The 14343-nt window shown below is 68.6% G+C and carries 19 protein-coding genes and 1 pseudogene; 8 read left to right on the top strand and 12 right to left on the bottom strand.

The window, feature by feature from the left end; genetic code table 11:
• Nucleotides 1–155: 155 nt before the first annotated feature.
• Entirely contained in the window at nt 156–332 is a 177-nt protein-coding gene (locus tag ABIC66_RS10350) for a Flp family type IVb pilin (protein WP_354069959.1), read from the bottom strand.
• A 318-nt stretch (nt 333–650) separates the two neighbouring features.
• On the opposite strand from ABIC66_RS10350, the gene ABIC66_RS10345 reads away from it, so the two are divergent.
• From ABIC66_RS10345 to ABIC66_RS10335, 3 genes are all read left to right on the top strand, one after another.
• Nucleotides 651–1094 (top strand): pilus assembly protein N-terminal domain-containing protein, encoded by a 444-nt coding sequence (locus tag ABIC66_RS10345; protein ID WP_354069958.1) that lies wholly within the window; start codon nt 651–653, stop codon nt 1092–1094.
• 114 nt (nt 1095–1208) lie between these two features.
• The gene (locus tag ABIC66_RS10340; protein WP_354069956.1) at nt 1209–1766 is read left to right on the top strand and encodes a TadE/TadG family type IV pilus assembly protein; all 558 of its coding nucleotides are present in this window, start codon (nt 1209–1211) and stop codon (nt 1764–1766) included.
• Nucleotides 1763–2326 carry a TadE/TadG family type IV pilus assembly protein gene (locus tag ABIC66_RS10335; RefSeq protein WP_354069954.1) on the top strand — a complete coding sequence of 188 codons (564 nt, stop codon included), beginning with the start codon at nt 1763–1765 and terminating at the stop codon, nt 2324–2326. Before ABIC66_RS10340 ends, ABIC66_RS10335 begins: the two co-directional genes overlap by 4 nt.
• A 2-nt stretch (nt 2327–2328) precedes the next feature.
• Here the strand turns inward: ABIC66_RS10335 and ABIC66_RS10330 are convergent, their stop codons facing one another.
• From ABIC66_RS10330 to ABIC66_RS10305, 6 genes and pseudogenes are all read right to left on the bottom strand, one after another.
• On the bottom strand, nt 2329–2592 hold the full coding sequence (locus ABIC66_RS10330) for a GIY-YIG nuclease family protein (RefSeq protein WP_354069952.1): 264 nt from the start codon (nt 2590–2592) through the stop codon (nt 2329–2331).
• 237 nt (nt 2593–2829) lie between these two features.
• Entirely contained in the window at nt 2830–3585 is a 756-nt protein-coding gene (locus ABIC66_RS10325; protein ID WP_354069950.1) for an aminotransferase class IV, read from the bottom strand.
• Nucleotides 3582–5050 (bottom strand): annotated as a pseudogene (gene pabB / locus ABIC66_RS10320) (aminodeoxychorismate synthase, component I); the annotation flags it as partial. The pseudogene pabB and the gene ABIC66_RS10325, both read right to left, overlap by 4 nt.
• Nucleotides 5043–6482, bottom strand: coding sequence for an MFS transporter (locus tag ABIC66_RS10315; protein WP_354069947.1), 1440 nt, complete (start codon nt 6480–6482; stop codon nt 5043–5045). The pseudogene pabB and the gene ABIC66_RS10315, both read right to left, overlap by 8 nt.
• A 93-nt stretch (nt 6483–6575) precedes the next feature.
• Complete coding sequence (locus ABIC66_RS10310) at nt 6576–7349, bottom strand: tyrosine-protein phosphatase (RefSeq protein WP_354069946.1); 774 nt, start codon at nt 7347–7349, stop codon at nt 6576–6578.
• Between the two features lie 7 nt (nt 7350–7356).
• Nucleotides 7357–8523, bottom strand: coding sequence for an acyltransferase family protein (locus ABIC66_RS10305; protein ID WP_502910339.1), 1167 nt, complete (start codon nt 8521–8523; stop codon nt 7357–7359).
• A gap of 116 nt (nt 8524–8639) precedes the next feature.
• On the opposite strand from ABIC66_RS10305, the gene ygiD reads away from it, so the two are divergent.
• Nucleotides 8640–9410, top strand: a complete 771-nt coding sequence (gene ygiD, locus ABIC66_RS10300) for a 4,5-DOPA-extradiol-dioxygenase (RefSeq protein ID WP_354069942.1) — start codon at nt 8640–8642, stop codon at nt 9408–9410.
• Nucleotides 9411–9560: 150 nt separating this feature from the next.
• Here the strand turns inward: ygiD and ABIC66_RS10295 are convergent, their stop codons facing one another.
• Nucleotides 9561–10241 carry a DJ-1/PfpI family protein gene (locus ABIC66_RS10295; RefSeq protein WP_354069941.1) on the bottom strand — a complete coding sequence of 227 codons (681 nt, stop codon included), beginning with the start codon at nt 10239–10241 and terminating at the stop codon, nt 9561–9563.
• 84 nt (nt 10242–10325) lie between these two features.
• Between ABIC66_RS10295 and ABIC66_RS10290 the strand changes: the two genes are divergently transcribed.
• Nucleotides 10326–11267 carry a GlxA family transcriptional regulator gene (locus ABIC66_RS10290; RefSeq protein ID WP_354069939.1) on the top strand — a complete coding sequence of 314 codons (942 nt, stop codon included), beginning with the start codon at nt 10326–10328 and terminating at the stop codon, nt 11265–11267.
• Between the two features lie 109 nt (nt 11268–11376).
• Nucleotides 11377–11628 carry a hypothetical protein gene (locus ABIC66_RS10285; RefSeq protein WP_354069937.1) on the top strand — a complete coding sequence of 84 codons (252 nt, stop codon included), beginning with the start codon at nt 11377–11379 and terminating at the stop codon, nt 11626–11628.
• Between the two features lie 60 nt (nt 11629–11688).
• Here the strand turns inward: ABIC66_RS10285 and ABIC66_RS10280 are convergent, their stop codons facing one another.
• The 3 genes from ABIC66_RS10280 to ABIC66_RS10270 form a co-directional block, all read right to left on the bottom strand.
• On the bottom strand, nt 11689–11859 hold the full coding sequence (locus tag ABIC66_RS10280) for a hypothetical protein (protein WP_354069936.1): 171 nt from the start codon (nt 11857–11859) through the stop codon (nt 11689–11691).
• Nucleotides 11860–11921: 62 nt separating this feature from the next.
• Entirely contained in the window at nt 11922–12542 is a 621-nt protein-coding gene (locus ABIC66_RS10275) for a DJ-1/PfpI family protein (RefSeq protein WP_354069934.1), read from the bottom strand.
• Nucleotides 12543–12565: 23 nt separating this feature from the next.
• Nucleotides 12566–12931, bottom strand: a complete 366-nt coding sequence (locus ABIC66_RS10270; protein WP_354069932.1) for a VOC family protein — start codon at nt 12929–12931, stop codon at nt 12566–12568.
• Between ABIC66_RS10270 and ABIC66_RS10265 the strand changes: the two genes are divergently transcribed.
• Complete coding sequence (locus ABIC66_RS10265; protein WP_502910336.1) at nt 12930–13331, top strand: DUF3147 family protein; 402 nt, start codon at nt 12930–12932, stop codon at nt 13329–13331. The two genes, ABIC66_RS10270 and ABIC66_RS10265, sit on opposite strands and share 2 nt — an antisense overlap.
• Before the next feature lie 111 nt (nt 13332–13442).
• Here ABIC66_RS10265 and ABIC66_RS10260 read toward each other — a convergent pair whose 3' ends face one another.
• On the bottom strand, nt 13443–14015 hold the full coding sequence (locus ABIC66_RS10260; RefSeq protein ID WP_354069930.1) for a DUF1003 domain-containing protein: 573 nt from the start codon (nt 14013–14015) through the stop codon (nt 13443–13445).
• 107 nt (nt 14016–14122) lie between these two features.
• Between ABIC66_RS10260 and ABIC66_RS10255 the strand changes: the two genes are divergently transcribed.
• The gene (locus ABIC66_RS10255; protein WP_354069929.1) at nt 14123–14302 is read left to right on the top strand and encodes a YegP family protein; all 180 of its coding nucleotides are present in this window, start codon (nt 14123–14125) and stop codon (nt 14300–14302) included.
• The last annotated feature ends 41 nt before the right edge of the window (nt 14303–14343 follow it).

The raw sequence follows: 14343 nt of genomic DNA, 5'->3' as shown, positions 1-14343 counted from the left end.
TTCGGGATCACGCCATTCTGGGGCGGACGAGTGAAGCAAACGTTTCCCCGGGGCTACGCGGCGCGTGCGTTCGGTCCGTAGCCTGGGCGCCACGCAAAGAAAAAGGGCCGAGACCCGAAGTCTCGACCCTCTTCTTTTCGAGAGAGCAGCGGAAATCAGGTGCCGGCGGCGGCGACCTTGTCCGAGGCGAGCTTGAACTTGGCGTTCAGGTTCGTGCCCAGCGTGGTGACGGCGGTCACGATGACGACGGCGATCAGAGCGACGATCAGGCCGTATTCAATGGCCGTGGCGCCCGATTCATCCTTCAGGAAGCGAGTGACGAACTTGGTCATGACTTGGTCTCCAAAAACCAGAGCTAGTTGATTTGAGGCTCTCAAGCCGTTCGACTTGCTTACCCCCGAAAACACGATCAATTTCGCCCAACTCACTTAATGGCCAGTAAACAGCGAATAGTTTTCGCGTATTTTCTTTTGGTTTATTTGTATTTACCATTATTTATTCTTAACCACGAGCACCTCGACCTCGCTCAACCCCTTTTGAATCAAGGACTTTCTCAAGCGACGCTTGGCCGCATGCAGCCGCGCTTTAGTCTTTTGTTGACCAAAGAAAGTGATGCTGGGGGCTGTTCGGATCCGGGATCGGAAACCTTCATGCGCCGCCTTTCGCTCGTCATCACCGCCGCCCTGACCCTTTCGGGAGGCGCCGCCAGCGCCCAGACCGCTGCCCGGGCCGTCTCCACGGGAGCGCTTCCGATCGCGAGCCTGCCGGTGGACACCCCGACCGACCTGCCGGTCGCCGCCGGTCAGGCCTCCTACGTCAACCTCGCCGGCGCGGTGCGCGACGTCGTGGTCGGCGACCCAACCATCGCCGACGTCAGTGTCGTCAACAACCGCACCCTCGTGGTTCTGGGCAAGCGCCCGGGCGTCACCAGCCTGCTGGCCTTCGGCGCCGGCGGCCGCGCCCTGGCCGACCGCCAGGTCGTCGTCTCGGAGAACGGCGGCGGAGCGGTCACCGTCTATCGCGGCGCCGCCGCCAGCAACTACGCCTGCGCCGCGCAATGCACGCGCCTGGGCGCGCCGGCCGGCACGCCCTAACGGACGCTCACCTACGCGCGGGCGCGCCCTAACCTGTGATTAGGATCGTTCGGCTAGGTTGGCCGCCGATCCCCGATATCCAGGGACCCAGGGATCCAAGGGAACGCCCGCCGCATGGTCTACAGCCTCGTCCTCGATCGCGCCCGACGCCGGCTGGCCCGAATGGCCGGCCGCTTCGTGCGCGCCGAGCAGGGCGCCACCGCGGTCGAATTCGCGATCGTCGCCATCCCCTTCCTGATGCTGATCTTCGCTCTGCTCGAGCTGGGCCTGGTCTTCCTGGTCTCCCTGACCCTGGAGAGCGCCGTCATCGACGTGGGCCGCACGATCCGCACCGGCCAGGTTCAGACCACCGGCGGCACGGCCGCCAGCTTCAAGACCGCCGTCTGCAACAAGATGAACTGGCTCGGGGCGACGACCTGTTCGGGCGCGCTGCAGATCGACGTGCGCACCTTCAGCGACTTCGCCACCAGCAACACCTCGGCCACCAACAACACCGTCCCCACCTCGATGGCCTGGAACCCGGGCGCCGGCGGGTCGATCGTGCTGGTGCGCGCCTATTACACCTGGCCGCTGATCACGCCCCTGCTGCAAACCGGCCTGCAGAACTCGAGCGGCAAACGGGTCATCTACGCCGCCACGGCCTTCACCAACGAACCGTACGACGAACAATGAGCCGCCGGATCCCCCGCCTCCGCCGCTTGAATGGCTTCTGGCTTGATCGGCGCGGCGTGTCGGCCGTCGAGTTCGCCCTGATCGCTCCGATCCTGATCGTGATGTACTGCGGCATGGCCGAGCTGACCCAGGCGATGATGGCCCAGCGGCGCCTGTCGAACATCACCTCGTCGATCGGCGACCTGGTCGCCCAAGGGACCCAAACCGGCCCGCTCAAGATCGCCGACATCTTCACGATCGGCAACACGATCATGGCGCCGTTCCCGGCCTCCACCCTGAAGATGTGCGTCGCCAGCGTCGCCTCGGACGCCACCGGCAAGGACACCGTGGTCTGGTCCAAGGCCTCGACCACCATGTCGACCTGCCCCGCGGCCGGGGCGGTGTTGACCGACGTGCCGGTCGGCGTGCTGCCCGCCAGCCAAACAGTCATCCTGGCCCGAGCCAGTTACGCCTACACCTCGCCGATCAAGCTGATGCTGCCCAGCAACATGACCTTCTCGCGCACCTATTATCTGAAACCGCGCAAGTCCGACGCGGTGCTGTGGAACGCGAGCAGCTGAGGCTAGGTCAAGCCCGCGGAGAGATCGTCCCAGTCGGGGTTCTCGCGCTCGATCAGGTTGATCTTCCATTGTCGCGGCCATCGCTTGAGGCTGCGTTCGCGCTGGAAGGCCGAGGACATGTCCTCGTGCGGCTCGTACCAGACCAGGCGCTTCAGCCCGTATGTCTTGGTGAAGCCTGGGATCAGACCTTCGCGATGTTCCCAGATCCGGCGATTCAGATAACCGCTGGCGCCGATGTACAGCGTGCCAAGGCGATGGTTGGCCATGATTTAGACGGCGATGTAGCGTTCCTCGCGCATAAGGGGAGCATGCGCGAGAGCTACAATTATAAGCAATACAAACTGCCTTCCTCGCCCTTGTGGCGAGGATCCATGGCGCCGCAAGGCTGTGAGTAAAGGGAGCCATGAGGGACGGCGCCAGGCTCGGCCCACGCAGCGGAAGCCAGACCATGGATCCTAGGCACAAGGCCTAGGAAGACAAAATTGGGGGCTTCGAGCTGTTGGCTAGCAATCCAACAACGCCCTCAGCTGCTCCACCAGCGGGTGCTCCCCGAACGTCCGCGCTCCCAACCGTGAAACCGGCCGAAGCCCGATCAGGCTGTTGGTCAGGAACACCGCCTCCGCTCGGTCCAAGGCCTCGAGCCCCGCGGCGAGCTCCTCGACGGGGCGCAGCGCCATCAGCCGCGCGCGGGTGATCCCCGCCAGCGCGCCGCAGTCGAGGCGCGGGGTGAACAGCCGGCCGCCCTCGATCCAGAACAGATTGGCCGCGCCCGCGCTAGCGACCTCGCCGCGGTTGTTCAGCATCAGCGCCTCGTCGGCTCCGGCCGCCCGCGCCTCGGCCCGGGCCAGGACATTGTCGAGATAAGCCAGGGTCTTCAGCCGCGCAGTTGGCGAGCCCTCGTTGCGGCGGGTCTCGGCGACGATCAGGGTCGCGGGCGTCGTGGGCGGCGCCGACGGCGCGGCCGTGGCGAACAGGCGCGGAACCGTCGCGGCGGGGCGATCCAAGCCGCGCCCGCCCGAGCCGGCGGTCAGGGTCAGGCGGACGGCGAACCGGCCCCCGGCCGGCGCCGCCGCGCGGACCAATCGCTCGGCCTCGTCCCGCGCGAAGGGCAGGTTCAGGACCTCGCAGCCGGCCGCCATCCGGTCGAGATGGGCGGCCATGTGCGGCAGGGTTCCGTCGAGCGCGAGCATGGTCTCGAACAGCCCATCGCCCAGGAGCAGGCCCCGGTCGTCCAAGGGCATGGCGTCATCAGGGGTCATTCCGTCAGGGCCCTTTTCAGCGCCGCGATCTTGGCCTCGGTCTCAAGGCGTTCGCCGCGCGGATCGCTGTCGGCGACGATCCCCGCCCCGGCCCGCGCCTCGAGCCGCCAGCCCTGTCCGTCCTCGACGAGACCGACCGTGCGGATCAGGACGCTGCTGTCGAACGCGCCGTCGAAGCCGGCCCAGAACAGCGCGCCGCAATAGGGGCCGCGCGGGGGCTCCAGGCCGGCGATGACCTTCATGGCCTGGACCTTGGGCGCCCCGGTGATCGAGCCGGGCGGAAAGCTGGCGCGCAGCAGGTCGGCGACGGTGCGGCCACCGCCCAGCTGGGCGGTCACCGTTGAAACAAGATGATGGACATTGGCGAAGCTCTCGACCTTGAACAGTTCGGGCGCCTTGACGCTGCCCGGCGGGCTGACCCGGGCCAAGTCGTTGCGCATCAGGTCGACGATCATCAGGTTCTCGGCCCGGTCCTTGTCGCTGGCCAGCAGCTCGGCGGCCAGGGCCCGGTCCTCGGCGGCGTCGCGGCCGCGCGGCCGCGTGCCCTTGATCGGCTTGGTCTCGATCGCGCCGTTTGGGTCCAGCTTCAGAAAGCGCTCCGGCGAGTTGGAGACCAGGGCCCGATCCGGCAGACGCCAGTAGGCCGAGAACGGCGCGGGGCTCTGGCTTCGCAGGCGAACGAACAGGTCGAACGGGTCGGCGCCAGCGGCCAGGCGGCCGGTCCAGGCGCGGGCGATATTGGCCTGGAAGATCTCGCCGTCGACGATCCGCGCAACGACCCCGGCCACCGCGATCTCGTAGGCGTCGCCGTCGCTGGCGGCCAAGTCCGGGCACAGCGGGCCGGTGGGCTCGGGGCGGTCGGCGGCGGGGACGTCGAGCCAGGCCAGGGCGGCGCGGGCCCGGGCGCGGGCCTCGCCCTCGGTGTCGCCCCGCCCCACGGCCAGCACCCGGCGCGCGTGGTGGTCGAAGGCCAGCAGGGCCGGATAGCGGGCGCAAACCAGGTCCGGCCAGTCGGTGCGGCCCAAACCCAGCGCCTCCACCCGGTCGCCCAGCTCGTAGGCGCCCAGGCCGATGACGCCGCCCTGGAACGGCGGGCCGTCAGGGTCGGCCGCCAAGCGCGGCCCGATCAGTTCGGCGAGCGTCGCGAATGGGTCGGCGCGATCCGCGGCGGAAAGGCTGAAGGTCTCATCGGGCGCCCGCAACAGGTACGACCACCGCCCCGCCCCGCCGGTGACCAGGGCGCAGGCATGGGGCTCGTCCCGGAACGGGGCCAACGCCCAGACCGGCTCGCGCCAGGGGGCGGTAAGGATGGCGACGCGGCGCATGGGACGGGGTTTAGCAGGGCGGCAGCGCCCCCTCCACCGCTTCGCGGTCCCCCTCCCCCGTGTCACGGAGGAGGATGAAACCCACCTCCCCTGCGAAGCGGGGAGGTGCCCGGAGGGCCCGAGGGAGCGCTACTACGCCTCCCGCTCGCCGCCCTTCACCGCGAACAGCCCAATCAGTCCCAGGGCCAGCAGCCCTGCGATCGGGATGAAGCCGGCGACCTGGCTGGCGAAGACCTTGGTGGCGATGGCGACCAGCAGCGAGCCCAGCCACACGGTCGCCGTGCCCGACAGCGAGAACAGTCCGAAGAAGGCCGCCATCCGGTCCGGCGGGGCCAGGCGCACCAGCAGGGTGCGGCTCGAGGCGTACTGCGCGGTGACGAAAACGGCGATCAGCAGGCCCATGCAGAGATAGACGATCTCGGGCAGGGTGCGGAACAGCGGGCCGTTCCAGATGGCGGGGTGAGTGGCCGCGTCCCAGGTCCACAAGAACAGGATCTTCTCGCGCCCCATGCCCAAGGTGCCCAGCAGGATGAGGACACAGATCCCGACCTCGACCTGGACCGCGCGCTTGGGCCCCAGCGTCCGGTCCAGGGTCGGGGCGATCAGCCCGCCTAGCACGCCGAAGATCGACAGCGAGATGCCATAGGCCAGCATCTCCAGCTCGCCCCACTTCATCAGCCCGGCCGCGAACAGGCCGCCGAAGATCAGCAGCGCGGTCATGCCGTCGCAATAGAGCATCCGCGCGCCCAGGAACTTGGCGACGTCGGCGTGGCCCTTGAGATTGGCGAAGGTGTCGCCGATCAGCTTCACGCCCTCCTTCAGCGAGGCCAGAAAGGAGACGCCGGTGCGCGGGGCGTCGCGGGTCCACAGGAAGAACGGGATCGGGCCCAGCAGCATGACGCTGGCCGCCATCGGTCCGGCGAGGCGGGCGGGCTCGTATTCGGCCTGGTTGATCCCGAACAGCGGCGCGGCCGGCACGAACGACCACGGCACCACGCCGGGCAGGACGAAGCCCCACATCATGAAGATCAGCAGCGACACCGACAGCCCGTTGGCCACCGCGTAGCCCAGGCCCGACAGCACCGGCTCCTGCCCCTTGCCAGCGGCGCGCGACAGCAGCGAATTGTTGAGCACGTCGCCCCAGTTGTAGACGACGCCCAGCACGATCAGCGCCGCCCCGACCATCGAGACCGGCAGGCCGCCCGGCTTGGCCAGCCACAGGCCGAACAGCACCGGAACCATGATCGCCACGATCAGGCCCAGCAGCGGCTTGCGCGGCCCGAACCGCTCGATCGAGGCGCCCAGCAGCGGCGCGGTGATCGCGGTGATCAGGCCGTAGATGGTGGAGATGTCGGCGACGGCCGCCTGGCCCTTCACCGGATCCCCGACCAGCACCCGCGAGAAGTAAGGCGCGAAGATGTAGATGGTGATCAGGATCACGTAGGGGTCGCGCGAGCCCTGGTGCAGGATCCAACTGAGCGCGCCTCGGGAGAGTGTCTTCGGCGGCGGAACCAGCACATCATCGCCCGCGACGTCGCTCATGCCCGGAGCCGCGCCCGTCAACTCGCTCATGCCACACCCTGATGACGCTCGGCCCTCTACCGGGACCGTGACGCGAGGCTGGACCTTAAACGGGCGTTTGTCACCTTACGGATTTGGTGAGTCCTACAGCAGGATGTGCGCCCGCACCCGTTCGCGCGTGTCCGCGTCCAACCCCACGGCGTTTTCCAGATAGCCGTCCAGCGACCCGTACTGGCCCTTGATCTCGTCGAAGGCGGCCGCGAGGTAGCGGGCCTCGACGCCCATGGCCGCGCGCATGGCGGCTTCGGTCGGGCGGCGGCCGGTGAGCTCCTCGATGTGGGTCATGAACGTCGCGCCGCGCCGCTCGAAACGGCCGGGGTCGTTGGTCAGCAGGTAGTCGTCGACGATGTCGTCGTCCGCGACGCCGGCGATGTGGTGGGTCAGGGCCGCCAGAAGGCCGGTGCGATCCTTGCCCGCCGCGCAGTGGATCAGCACCGCGCCCCGCCCCTCGGCCACCGCCTGGAAGTAGCGGCCGAACAGGTCGAGGTGCCGTTCCTTGAACGGGGCGCGGCGGTAGTAGGCGTCCATGTAGTCATGGACTGAACCGACCGAGAGGTCCGAGCTCTTCAGAAAGGTGTGCCAGGGGTCCTCGCCGGTCATGCCCAGGTCGTTGTCGATCACCCGGGCGGCGAAGCCGGTCCAGCGCCGCGACGGCGAGCGCTCGCGCTCGTTGGGACGGCGCAGGTCGACCAGGGCGACGATGCCCAGGGCGGCCATGACCGCGAGGTCGGCGTCGGTCGCCTCGGCCTGGTGCGCGGCCCGGAACAGAACCCCCTTCTTCAGCCGTCCCGCCCCGGCGGCGTAGTCGCCAAAATCGCGGAAGTTCTCGACGCCTTGGAGGGGGATGTGGCGGGTCATGGGGTCCTTACCGTCTCAAAAGCGGCTGGATGCGATCCTGGATCGGCTGGTCGATATAGGTGTGGAACAGCCAAGCCGCGCCATAGGCGATCGGGAAGCCGGCCAGCCACATCAGCCACTGCCAGCCGATGCCGATCGGCACGGTCTCGATCAGCTTGTGCACCGCGCTCCAATAGATCACCCCGACGAAGATGTGGGTGATGAACAGGGCGAACGACAGCTTGGCGCCCTCCTCGATCCACGGCTTGGGGTTCTTGACCGGCAGGCGGCCGGCGCCCAGCACGATGGCGGCGATGGCCAGCAGCGAGGGAGCGTCGAACAGCCAGGGATCCGGCAGGGCGTAGCGGTCCAGCGGCTGGGTGATCACCAGCAGGGCGACGCCGCCCCACAGCAGGACCTTGGCCATCGTCTCGGACGGCCAGCGCATGTCGACGGCGCGGGCCAGGCACACCCCCAGCACGAACAGCGGTAGGGCGCGCACGACGCCGAACTGGAACTGCAGGTCGGGCAGCGGATGCAGAAAGACCTTGCGGGCGATGATCTCGAACACGCCCAGGACCACGGCCGCGCCGGCGGGCAGCAGCCAGGCGTGACGCACCTTGCTGACCGCGCGCCAGAAGATCGGGAACAGGGCGTAGCAGACGATCAGGGCCGACAGCGACCAGCTGGGCAGGTTCCAACCGTCGCTGGGGAAGCCCCAGGCGTGGATCAGCAAGGCCTGGGTGACCAGCTGGTCCCAGGCGAAGCGGCTAGGCTTGTGGGCGTCGGTGCCGACGGTGTTGAGCAGGAAGACCAGCCCGGCCAGCATGGCCAGCACGATCAGGTGTCCCGGCCAGATCCGCGCCGCCCGGCGGGCCCAGAAGCGCGGCGTGCTGAGGCGCCCGCTCAGGGTCGAGGCGCCATAGGCCCGGCCCAGCACGTAGCCGGACAGCATCAGAAAGAAGTCGGTGGCCAGGAAGCCACGCGAGAACACCTGGCCGAAGCGCTCGATCCGCATCGGGCTCTCGGCGCCGTAGTGGTAGACGACGATCAACAGCGAGGCGAGAAAGCGCAGGAAATCCAGAGCCCCGCCGCGCACGGCCTCCTTGCCGGGGCGGAAGCCCTCAAGCTCTGGAGAAGCGGGCTCCGCGACGGGCGTCTCACCCGAAGGAATCTGGGGAAGCGGGACGGTCACGGCGGGCGGCATACCAAAGGCGCCGCCCCCGGGAAAGCCGTCAGCGGACGGTCGTCTTGCGGTATGGCGTCGCGGCCACTATCTGTAACTTATACTGTTTCTAATAGGACATCACGATGTCTCGCCTGCCCGTCCTGTTCCTCGGCCACGGCTCGCCGATGAACGCTATCGAGGACAATGCCTGGAGCCGCGACTGGGCGCGCCTGGGCCGCGAGCTGCCGCGCCCGAAGGCGGTGCTGATGATCAGCGCCCACTGGGAGACGCGCGGCGCCGCGGCGGTCAGCGCCTCGGCCGCGCCGGAGACCATCCACGACTTCGGCGGCTTCCCCCAGGCGCTGTTCGACGTCCGGTACCACGCGCCCGGCGATCCGGCCCTGGCGGCGCGGGTCGCCGCGCTGCTGTCGCCCGATCCAGTGGTCCAGCATCCGACGCGCGGCCTCGACCACGGCGCCTGGGGCGTCCTGCGGCCGATGTATCCGGACGCCGACGTGCCGGTGGTGCAGCTGAGCCTCGATCGCGGCCGCCCCGACCGCTGGCACTACGAAGCCGGCCGGCGCCTAGCTCCGCTGCGCGACGAGGGCGTGCTGATCGTCGGCAGCGGCGACATCGTCCACAACCTGCGAGCCATCGACTTCCGCCGGCCCGAGACCCTGCCCTGGGCCGATCGCTTCAACGAGACGGCCAAGCGGCTGATCATCGCCGGCGACCATGATCCGCTGATCGACTGGCGCTCGCTGGGCCCCGACGCCGAGGCCTCGATCAACAGCGCCGAGCACTACCTGCCGCTGCTGTACGTGCTGGGCGCGCAGACGAAAGGCGAGCCGGTGAGCTTCTTCACCGACGACGTGTTCGCGGCGATTTCGATGACCGGGGTGATGGTGGGGTGAGCACGCGAAGCGCCCCCTCCGTCACGTCGCCTATCGGCGCCGCGCCACCTCCCCCGTTGCACGGGGGAGGATGGAAGCCGCACCCTCCTCACCCGTGAAACGGGGGAGGTGGCGCGATGCGCAGCATCGTGACGGAGGGGGCGCTTTTGGTCACATCACTTCCGCCGCCTTCTTCGCGGCCGCCACGCGCTCGTCCATCGCCTTGCCATACAGCGCCGATACCCGCCGCAGCACCTGCTCCGGCGCCGTCTCCGGCCGGCCGGCGTTGAACGGCGGGGCGGGGGCGTATTCGACGGCCAGCTGGATGCTCTGGGCCATGTCGTCGCCGGCCAGTTCGGCGACCACGGTCAGGGCGAAGTCGATGCCGGCGGTCACGCCGCCGCCGGTGATATAGCGCCCGTCCCGCGCCACCCGCGACGGATCGGGGATCGCGCCGAAATACTCCAGCTGGTCGCGCCAGGCCCAGTGGCAGGCCGCGCGCTTGCCCTTCAGCAGGCCCGCCGCGCCCAGCACCAGAGAGCCCGTGCAGACCGAGCAGACATATTTCGCCTCGTCGGCCAGGCGGCGGATCTCGGCGATGAAGTCCATGTCGCCCATCGCCTCGGTGACGCCGAAGCCGCCCGGCACGATCAGCACGTCGCAGCGATCGATGTCCGACAGCTTCGGCAGGTGAGCGAAGACCAGGCCGTCGGCCTCGATCTCGCCGCCGAGCAGGCTGGCCACCGTGACCTTGGCGCCGGGCAGGCGGCACAGGATCTGGTGGGGGCCGGTGAAATCCAGGTGGGTCACGCCCGGGAACAGGGCGATGACGATCTGAAGGGGCTGGCTCATGGGATGGTCTCCGTCACGATTGACGGGGAGAACATGGTTCGATTACCGTCTGGCGGAAATGACATAGATCCCACGGTTCCAGCCATGCCTCGCACGATCGGTTTCCTGGTCTATCCGGGCTTCCAGCTGTTGGACGCCACGGGCCCCATCGCGGCCTTCGAGATCGCCGGCCGCCTGGCGCCGGGGGCCTATGCCCTGCACTTCCTGTCGCTGCGCGGCGGCTTGACTCCCAGCTCGTCGGGCGTGGCGATCCAGACCACGGCGCTGGCCGACTGTCCGCGCCTCGACACCCTGCTGGTCTCGGGCGGCGACGGGGTCAAGGTTCCGGCCACCTGCGCCGAGACCCTGGCCTTCGTCCGCGAGGCCGCCCAGTCGTCGCGCCGCGTGGCCTCGGTCTGCTCGGGGACCTATGTCCTAGCCGCCGCTGGCCTGTTGGAGGGCAAGCGCGCCACCACCCACTGGAGCCGGACCCAGGACTTCCAGCGCCGCTTTCCGGGCGTCAAGCTGGAGCCCGACCGCATCTGGATCCAGGACGGCGCGATTTGGAGCTCGGCCGGCATCACCGCCGGCATCGACCTGGCCCTGGCCTTGATCGGCGCCGACGAGGGCGAGGCCGTGGCGCGTCGCACCGCCCAGCAGCTGGTCGTCTACCACCACCGCCCCGGCGGCCAGTCGCAGTTCTCGGCCCTGATCGACCTGCGCCCCGGCCGGTTCGACGCCCTGCTGTCCTGGGCTCGACAGAACCTAGCCGAGACCCTTAGCGTCGAGCAGCTGGCCGACCGCGCCGCCATGAGCCCGCGCAACTTCGCCCGCCTGTTCGCCCAGGAGACCGGCGTCACCCCGGCCAAGGCCGTCGAGCGCCTGCGGGTCGAGGCCGCCCGCGCTCTGCTGGACAGCGGCCCGCTGCAGGTCGAGGACGTGGCCCTGGAGACCGGCTTCGGCGACAGCGAACGGATGCGCCGCGCGTTCATCCGCGCGTTCGGCCAGCCGCCCCAGGCGCTGCGGCGCGCGGCGAAGGCCAGCTGAACTTCGGACCCGACGCCGCGAAGCTGGACTGTACGATCCAGACATAGTCCGGACACATGACGCAAGGATCGTGGCCTGGATCGAGGGACATCGATCCTTGGAGGACATCATGTCCGTCATGAAAGTGCTGGGCGTCTCGGCCCTGGCGGCCGCCACCTTGGCGGTCAGCGTTCCTACCGTCGCCGGCGCTCACGACCGGTACGACCGCGACCGGTACGATCGCTACGACCGATACGATCGCGGCGGCTACGATCGCGCCCGCCATGACCGCGGACGCCACCGCGGCCACAAGGTGAAGGTCTGCCATCGCGAGTGGCGGCATCATCACCGCGAACGGGTCTGCTACTGGACCTGGCGGTAAGCGTAGGAACCGTCGTCCCGGCCAAGCGCGTAGCCCGCCGAACCGGGATGACGGACCTCCTCAATCCGGCGCGATCGGCGTCTTGCTTAGCGCCTCGTCGACCCGATGGGCCGCGGCCGTGCCGCCGGCGTCGTCGGCGGCGATATCGCCCTGGTCCTTCAGATCGGTATTGGCCTTGGTGACGGCCTCTTCGGCCTTCTCGTCCTGATCGTTCGCGTTGATGGTCGGCATTGGACGCTCCTACGGCAGGGGGTCTCGGCGTAACCCGCCCCGCCCACACGCGTTCCTAAGGTTCAGGCCGCCTCGAAGGTCTTGGCCGGCAGGAACGGCGAGACCGCCGCGATCGCCCGGGCGACATAGGTTTCCGTCTCGCCGACCGGGGCGACATAGCCGATCGCCGCCTCGACCTCGGCCAGGCCGGCGCGTCGCGCGATGATCCACGCCGCCAGATATTGCGAGGCCAGGCAGCCGCCGGCCGTGGCGACATTGCCGTGGGCGACGAACGGCGCGTCCAGCACCTGGACGCCGGCCTCGATCACCCAGGGCTTGGTCACCAGATCCGTGCAGGCCGGCAGGTCGCCGACCAGGCCGAGCTTGGCCAGCACCAGCGCTCCCGAGCACTGGGCCGCGATCAGCTGGCGCGACGGGTCCAGGCGGATGCGCGCCAGGAGGTCGGCGTCGGCCGCCACCTCGCGCGTCTTGACGCCGCTGCCGATGATCACCGCGTCCGCCTCGGCGGCGAACTCCAGCGGCTGCTGGCGCTGGACGGTCACGCCGTTCATCGAGGTCACCGTCGGCGTCGGCGCGGCGATCTCGGCCTTCCAGCCCCGCCCCTTCAGCCGGTTGAGGATCGCCGCCGCCACGAACGAGTCCAGCTCGTTGAAACCGTCGAATGTCAGCACCGCGATCCGCATGGCCAAGCCTCCTTCGCCCCTAGTTAGGAACGCGGCGTCATCAGCTCAATGCGGTTGCCAAACGGATCGTCGGCATAGACGCGGTCCCAGCCCTCCAGCGGCTCGTCGTCGACCACCCGAACGCCGGCGGCCTTAAGGCGTTCGGCCAGCGCCAGGACGTCGTCGACCACCAGGGCGGGATGGGCCTTTCGCGCCGGACGGAAGTCGGCCTCGACGCCCAGATGGATCTTCACCGCCCCGTCCTCGAACCAGCAGCCGCCGCGCGCGGCCAGGTGCGGCGGCTTCGGCGTCTCGCGGACGCCCAGCAGGTCGCGGTAGAAGGCCCGCGCCTTCTCCTCCTCGCCCGCCGGCATGGCCAGCTGCACGTGCTCGATCGCCAGGATGGTCATGGCCGCCTCCTCGCTTGGCCTGGCCGCCGGATCGGTCCAGGCTGGCGGCATGCTGTATCTCGCGATCAAGGCCGCCATCTCGGGCGTCATCGTCGCCGCCGTGGCGGAGATTTCCAAGCGCTATCCGGGCCTGGGCGGCCTTGTCGCCTCGCTGCCGCTGGTCTCGGTGCTGGGCATGATCTGGCTGTGGCGCGACACGCGCGATCCCATCCGCCTGGCCGATCACGCGACGGGCACCTTCTGGTTCGTCCTGCCGTCGCTGCCGATGTTCCTGCTGATCCCCGCGATGCTGAAACGCGGCGCGCCGTTCTGGGCGGCGCTGATCGTGGGATGCGGTCTGACCATGGCGCTGTACGCGGCGATGGTCTGGGCCGGACCAAAGCTGGGGCTGAAGCTCTAAACCGCCGTCCGGTCCCGCGATCGCTTGCCGCACCAGACGCTCGATCGCGCCGGTCTCGACATCGGCGCCGACCCCGAATTGGGCCGTGGCCACGGTCAGGACCATGGCGACCTATCCCCTGGCCTCGAGCTTGGCGCCCAGCGCCATCACCTGCGCCTCGAGCCGACCCAGGGCCTCGGCGTTCTGGCGGCTCAGCTCGACGATGTCCCGCTCGCGCAGGGCGTCCAGCTTGTCGTGCAGGTGCATGATTTCCAGTTCGGCGCGCAAGTTGACGACATAGTCGTGCTCGGCGTTCTCGCGATCCTTCAGTGCCTGGCGGTTCTGGCTCATCATGATCACCGGCGCCTGCAGCGCCGCGACCGTGGACAGAATCAGGTTCAGGAAGATGAAGGGATAGGGATCGAAGGCCAGGTTCATCGGCTTGAGGACGATGTTGACGCCGGTCCAGATCAAGAGGGCCAAGCTGAACCCGCCGATGAAGGCCCACGACCCGCCAACCTTGGCCACGCCGTCCGCCAATCGATCCCAGAAGGTCCTGTCGTCGCTGACCAACGCCTTGTTCAAACCCGTGGGCGCTTCGGCGCAGATCAGGTCGATGACGCTTTTCTGGACGTCGGTAAGCTCGGCATAGGGGACATCCAGCAGTTCGCGGGAAAGTTGGTCGAGGCGATCACTATTGGTCATGGGAGTCTCCGGACGCGCTAGGATTGACACGCCCGCGCTCGCCGCGCGAGGCTTGGCCGTTGGGTGGGGCCGACGATCGTGCAACCCTTTGATTTCGGAGAAGCGTCTTGGCCCACAAGTTTCTGATCAAGAAGAACAAGGCGGGCGAGTTCGTCGCCTACTTCACCTACAACGGCGAAAGCATTTTCTGGACCGAAGGCTATGCCTCGAAAGCCTCGGCCAAGAACGCCATCGAGTCGATCAAGAAGAACGGCCCGGACGCGCCGACCGACGACGAAACGGACTAGGCTCGGCCAGCCCCCTCCGGTCTCTGGGCCACCTCCCCCGC

It is taken from the genome of Caulobacter sp. 1776 (genome assembly GCF_040545685.1).
GTDB lineage: Bacteria > Pseudomonadota > Alphaproteobacteria > Caulobacterales > Caulobacteraceae > Caulobacter.
The sequence above is the reverse complement of the archived record's forward strand: the minus strand, read 5'-3'. Positions and strand labels throughout refer to the sequence as shown.

Excerpts from the sequence above, each read along its gene's own strand:
- ABIC66_RS10295 (WP_354069941.1), bottom strand. The coding sequence starts at position 10,241 with ATGAGCCAGCCCCTTCAGATCGTCATCGCCCTGTTCCCGGGCGTGACC.
- ABIC66_RS10345 (WP_354069958.1), top strand. The coding sequence starts at position 651 with ATGCGCCGCCTTTCGCTCGTCATCACCGCCGCCCTGACCCTTTCGGGA.
- ABIC66_RS10265 (WP_502910336.1), top strand. The coding sequence starts at position 12,930 with ATGGCCGCCTCCTCGCTTGGCCTGGCCGCCGGATCGGTCCAGGCTGGC.
- ABIC66_RS10290 (WP_354069939.1), top strand. The coding sequence starts at position 10,326 with ATGCCTCGCACGATCGGTTTCCTGGTCTATCCGGGCTTCCAGCTGTTG.
- ABIC66_RS10340 (WP_354069956.1), top strand. The coding sequence starts at position 1,209 with ATGGTCTACAGCCTCGTCCTCGATCGCGCCCGACGCCGGCTGGCCCGA.
- ABIC66_RS10285 (WP_354069937.1), top strand. The coding sequence starts at position 11,377 with ATGTCCGTCATGAAAGTGCTGGGCGTCTCGGCCCTGGCGGCCGCCACC.
- ABIC66_RS10350 (WP_354069959.1), bottom strand. The coding sequence starts at position 332 with ATGACCAAGTTCGTCACTCGCTTCCTGAAGGATGAATCGGGCGCCACG.
- ABIC66_RS10275 (WP_354069934.1), bottom strand. The coding sequence starts at position 12,542 with ATGCGGATCGCGGTGCTGACATTCGACGGTTTCAACGAGCTGGACTCG.
- ABIC66_RS10325 (WP_354069950.1), bottom strand. The coding sequence starts at position 3,585 with ATGACCCCTGATGACGCCATGCCCTTGGACGACCGGGGCCTGCTCCTG.
- ABIC66_RS10270 (WP_354069932.1), bottom strand. The coding sequence starts at position 12,931 with ATGACCATCCTGGCGATCGAGCACGTGCAGCTGGCCATGCCGGCGGGC.
- ABIC66_RS10330 (WP_354069952.1), bottom strand. The coding sequence starts at position 2,592 with ATGGCCAACCATCGCCTTGGCACGCTGTACATCGGCGCCAGCGGTTAT.
- ABIC66_RS10310 (WP_354069946.1), bottom strand. The coding sequence starts at position 7,349 with ATGACCCGCCACATCCCCCTCCAAGGCGTCGAGAACTTCCGCGATTTT.
- ABIC66_RS10315 (WP_354069947.1), bottom strand. The coding sequence starts at position 6,482 with ATGAGCGAGTTGACGGGCGCGGCTCCGGGCATGAGCGACGTCGCGGGC.
- ABIC66_RS10335 (WP_354069954.1), top strand. The coding sequence starts at position 1,763 with ATGAGCCGCCGGATCCCCCGCCTCCGCCGCTTGAATGGCTTCTGGCTT.
- ABIC66_RS10280 (WP_354069936.1), bottom strand. The coding sequence starts at position 11,859 with ATGCCGACCATCAACGCGAACGATCAGGACGAGAAGGCCGAAGAGGCC.
- ABIC66_RS10260 (WP_354069930.1), bottom strand. The coding sequence starts at position 14,015 with ATGACCAATAGTGATCGCCTCGACCAACTTTCCCGCGAACTGCTGGAT.
- ygiD (WP_354069942.1), top strand. The coding sequence starts at position 8,640 with ATGTCTCGCCTGCCCGTCCTGTTCCTCGGCCACGGCTCGCCGATGAAC.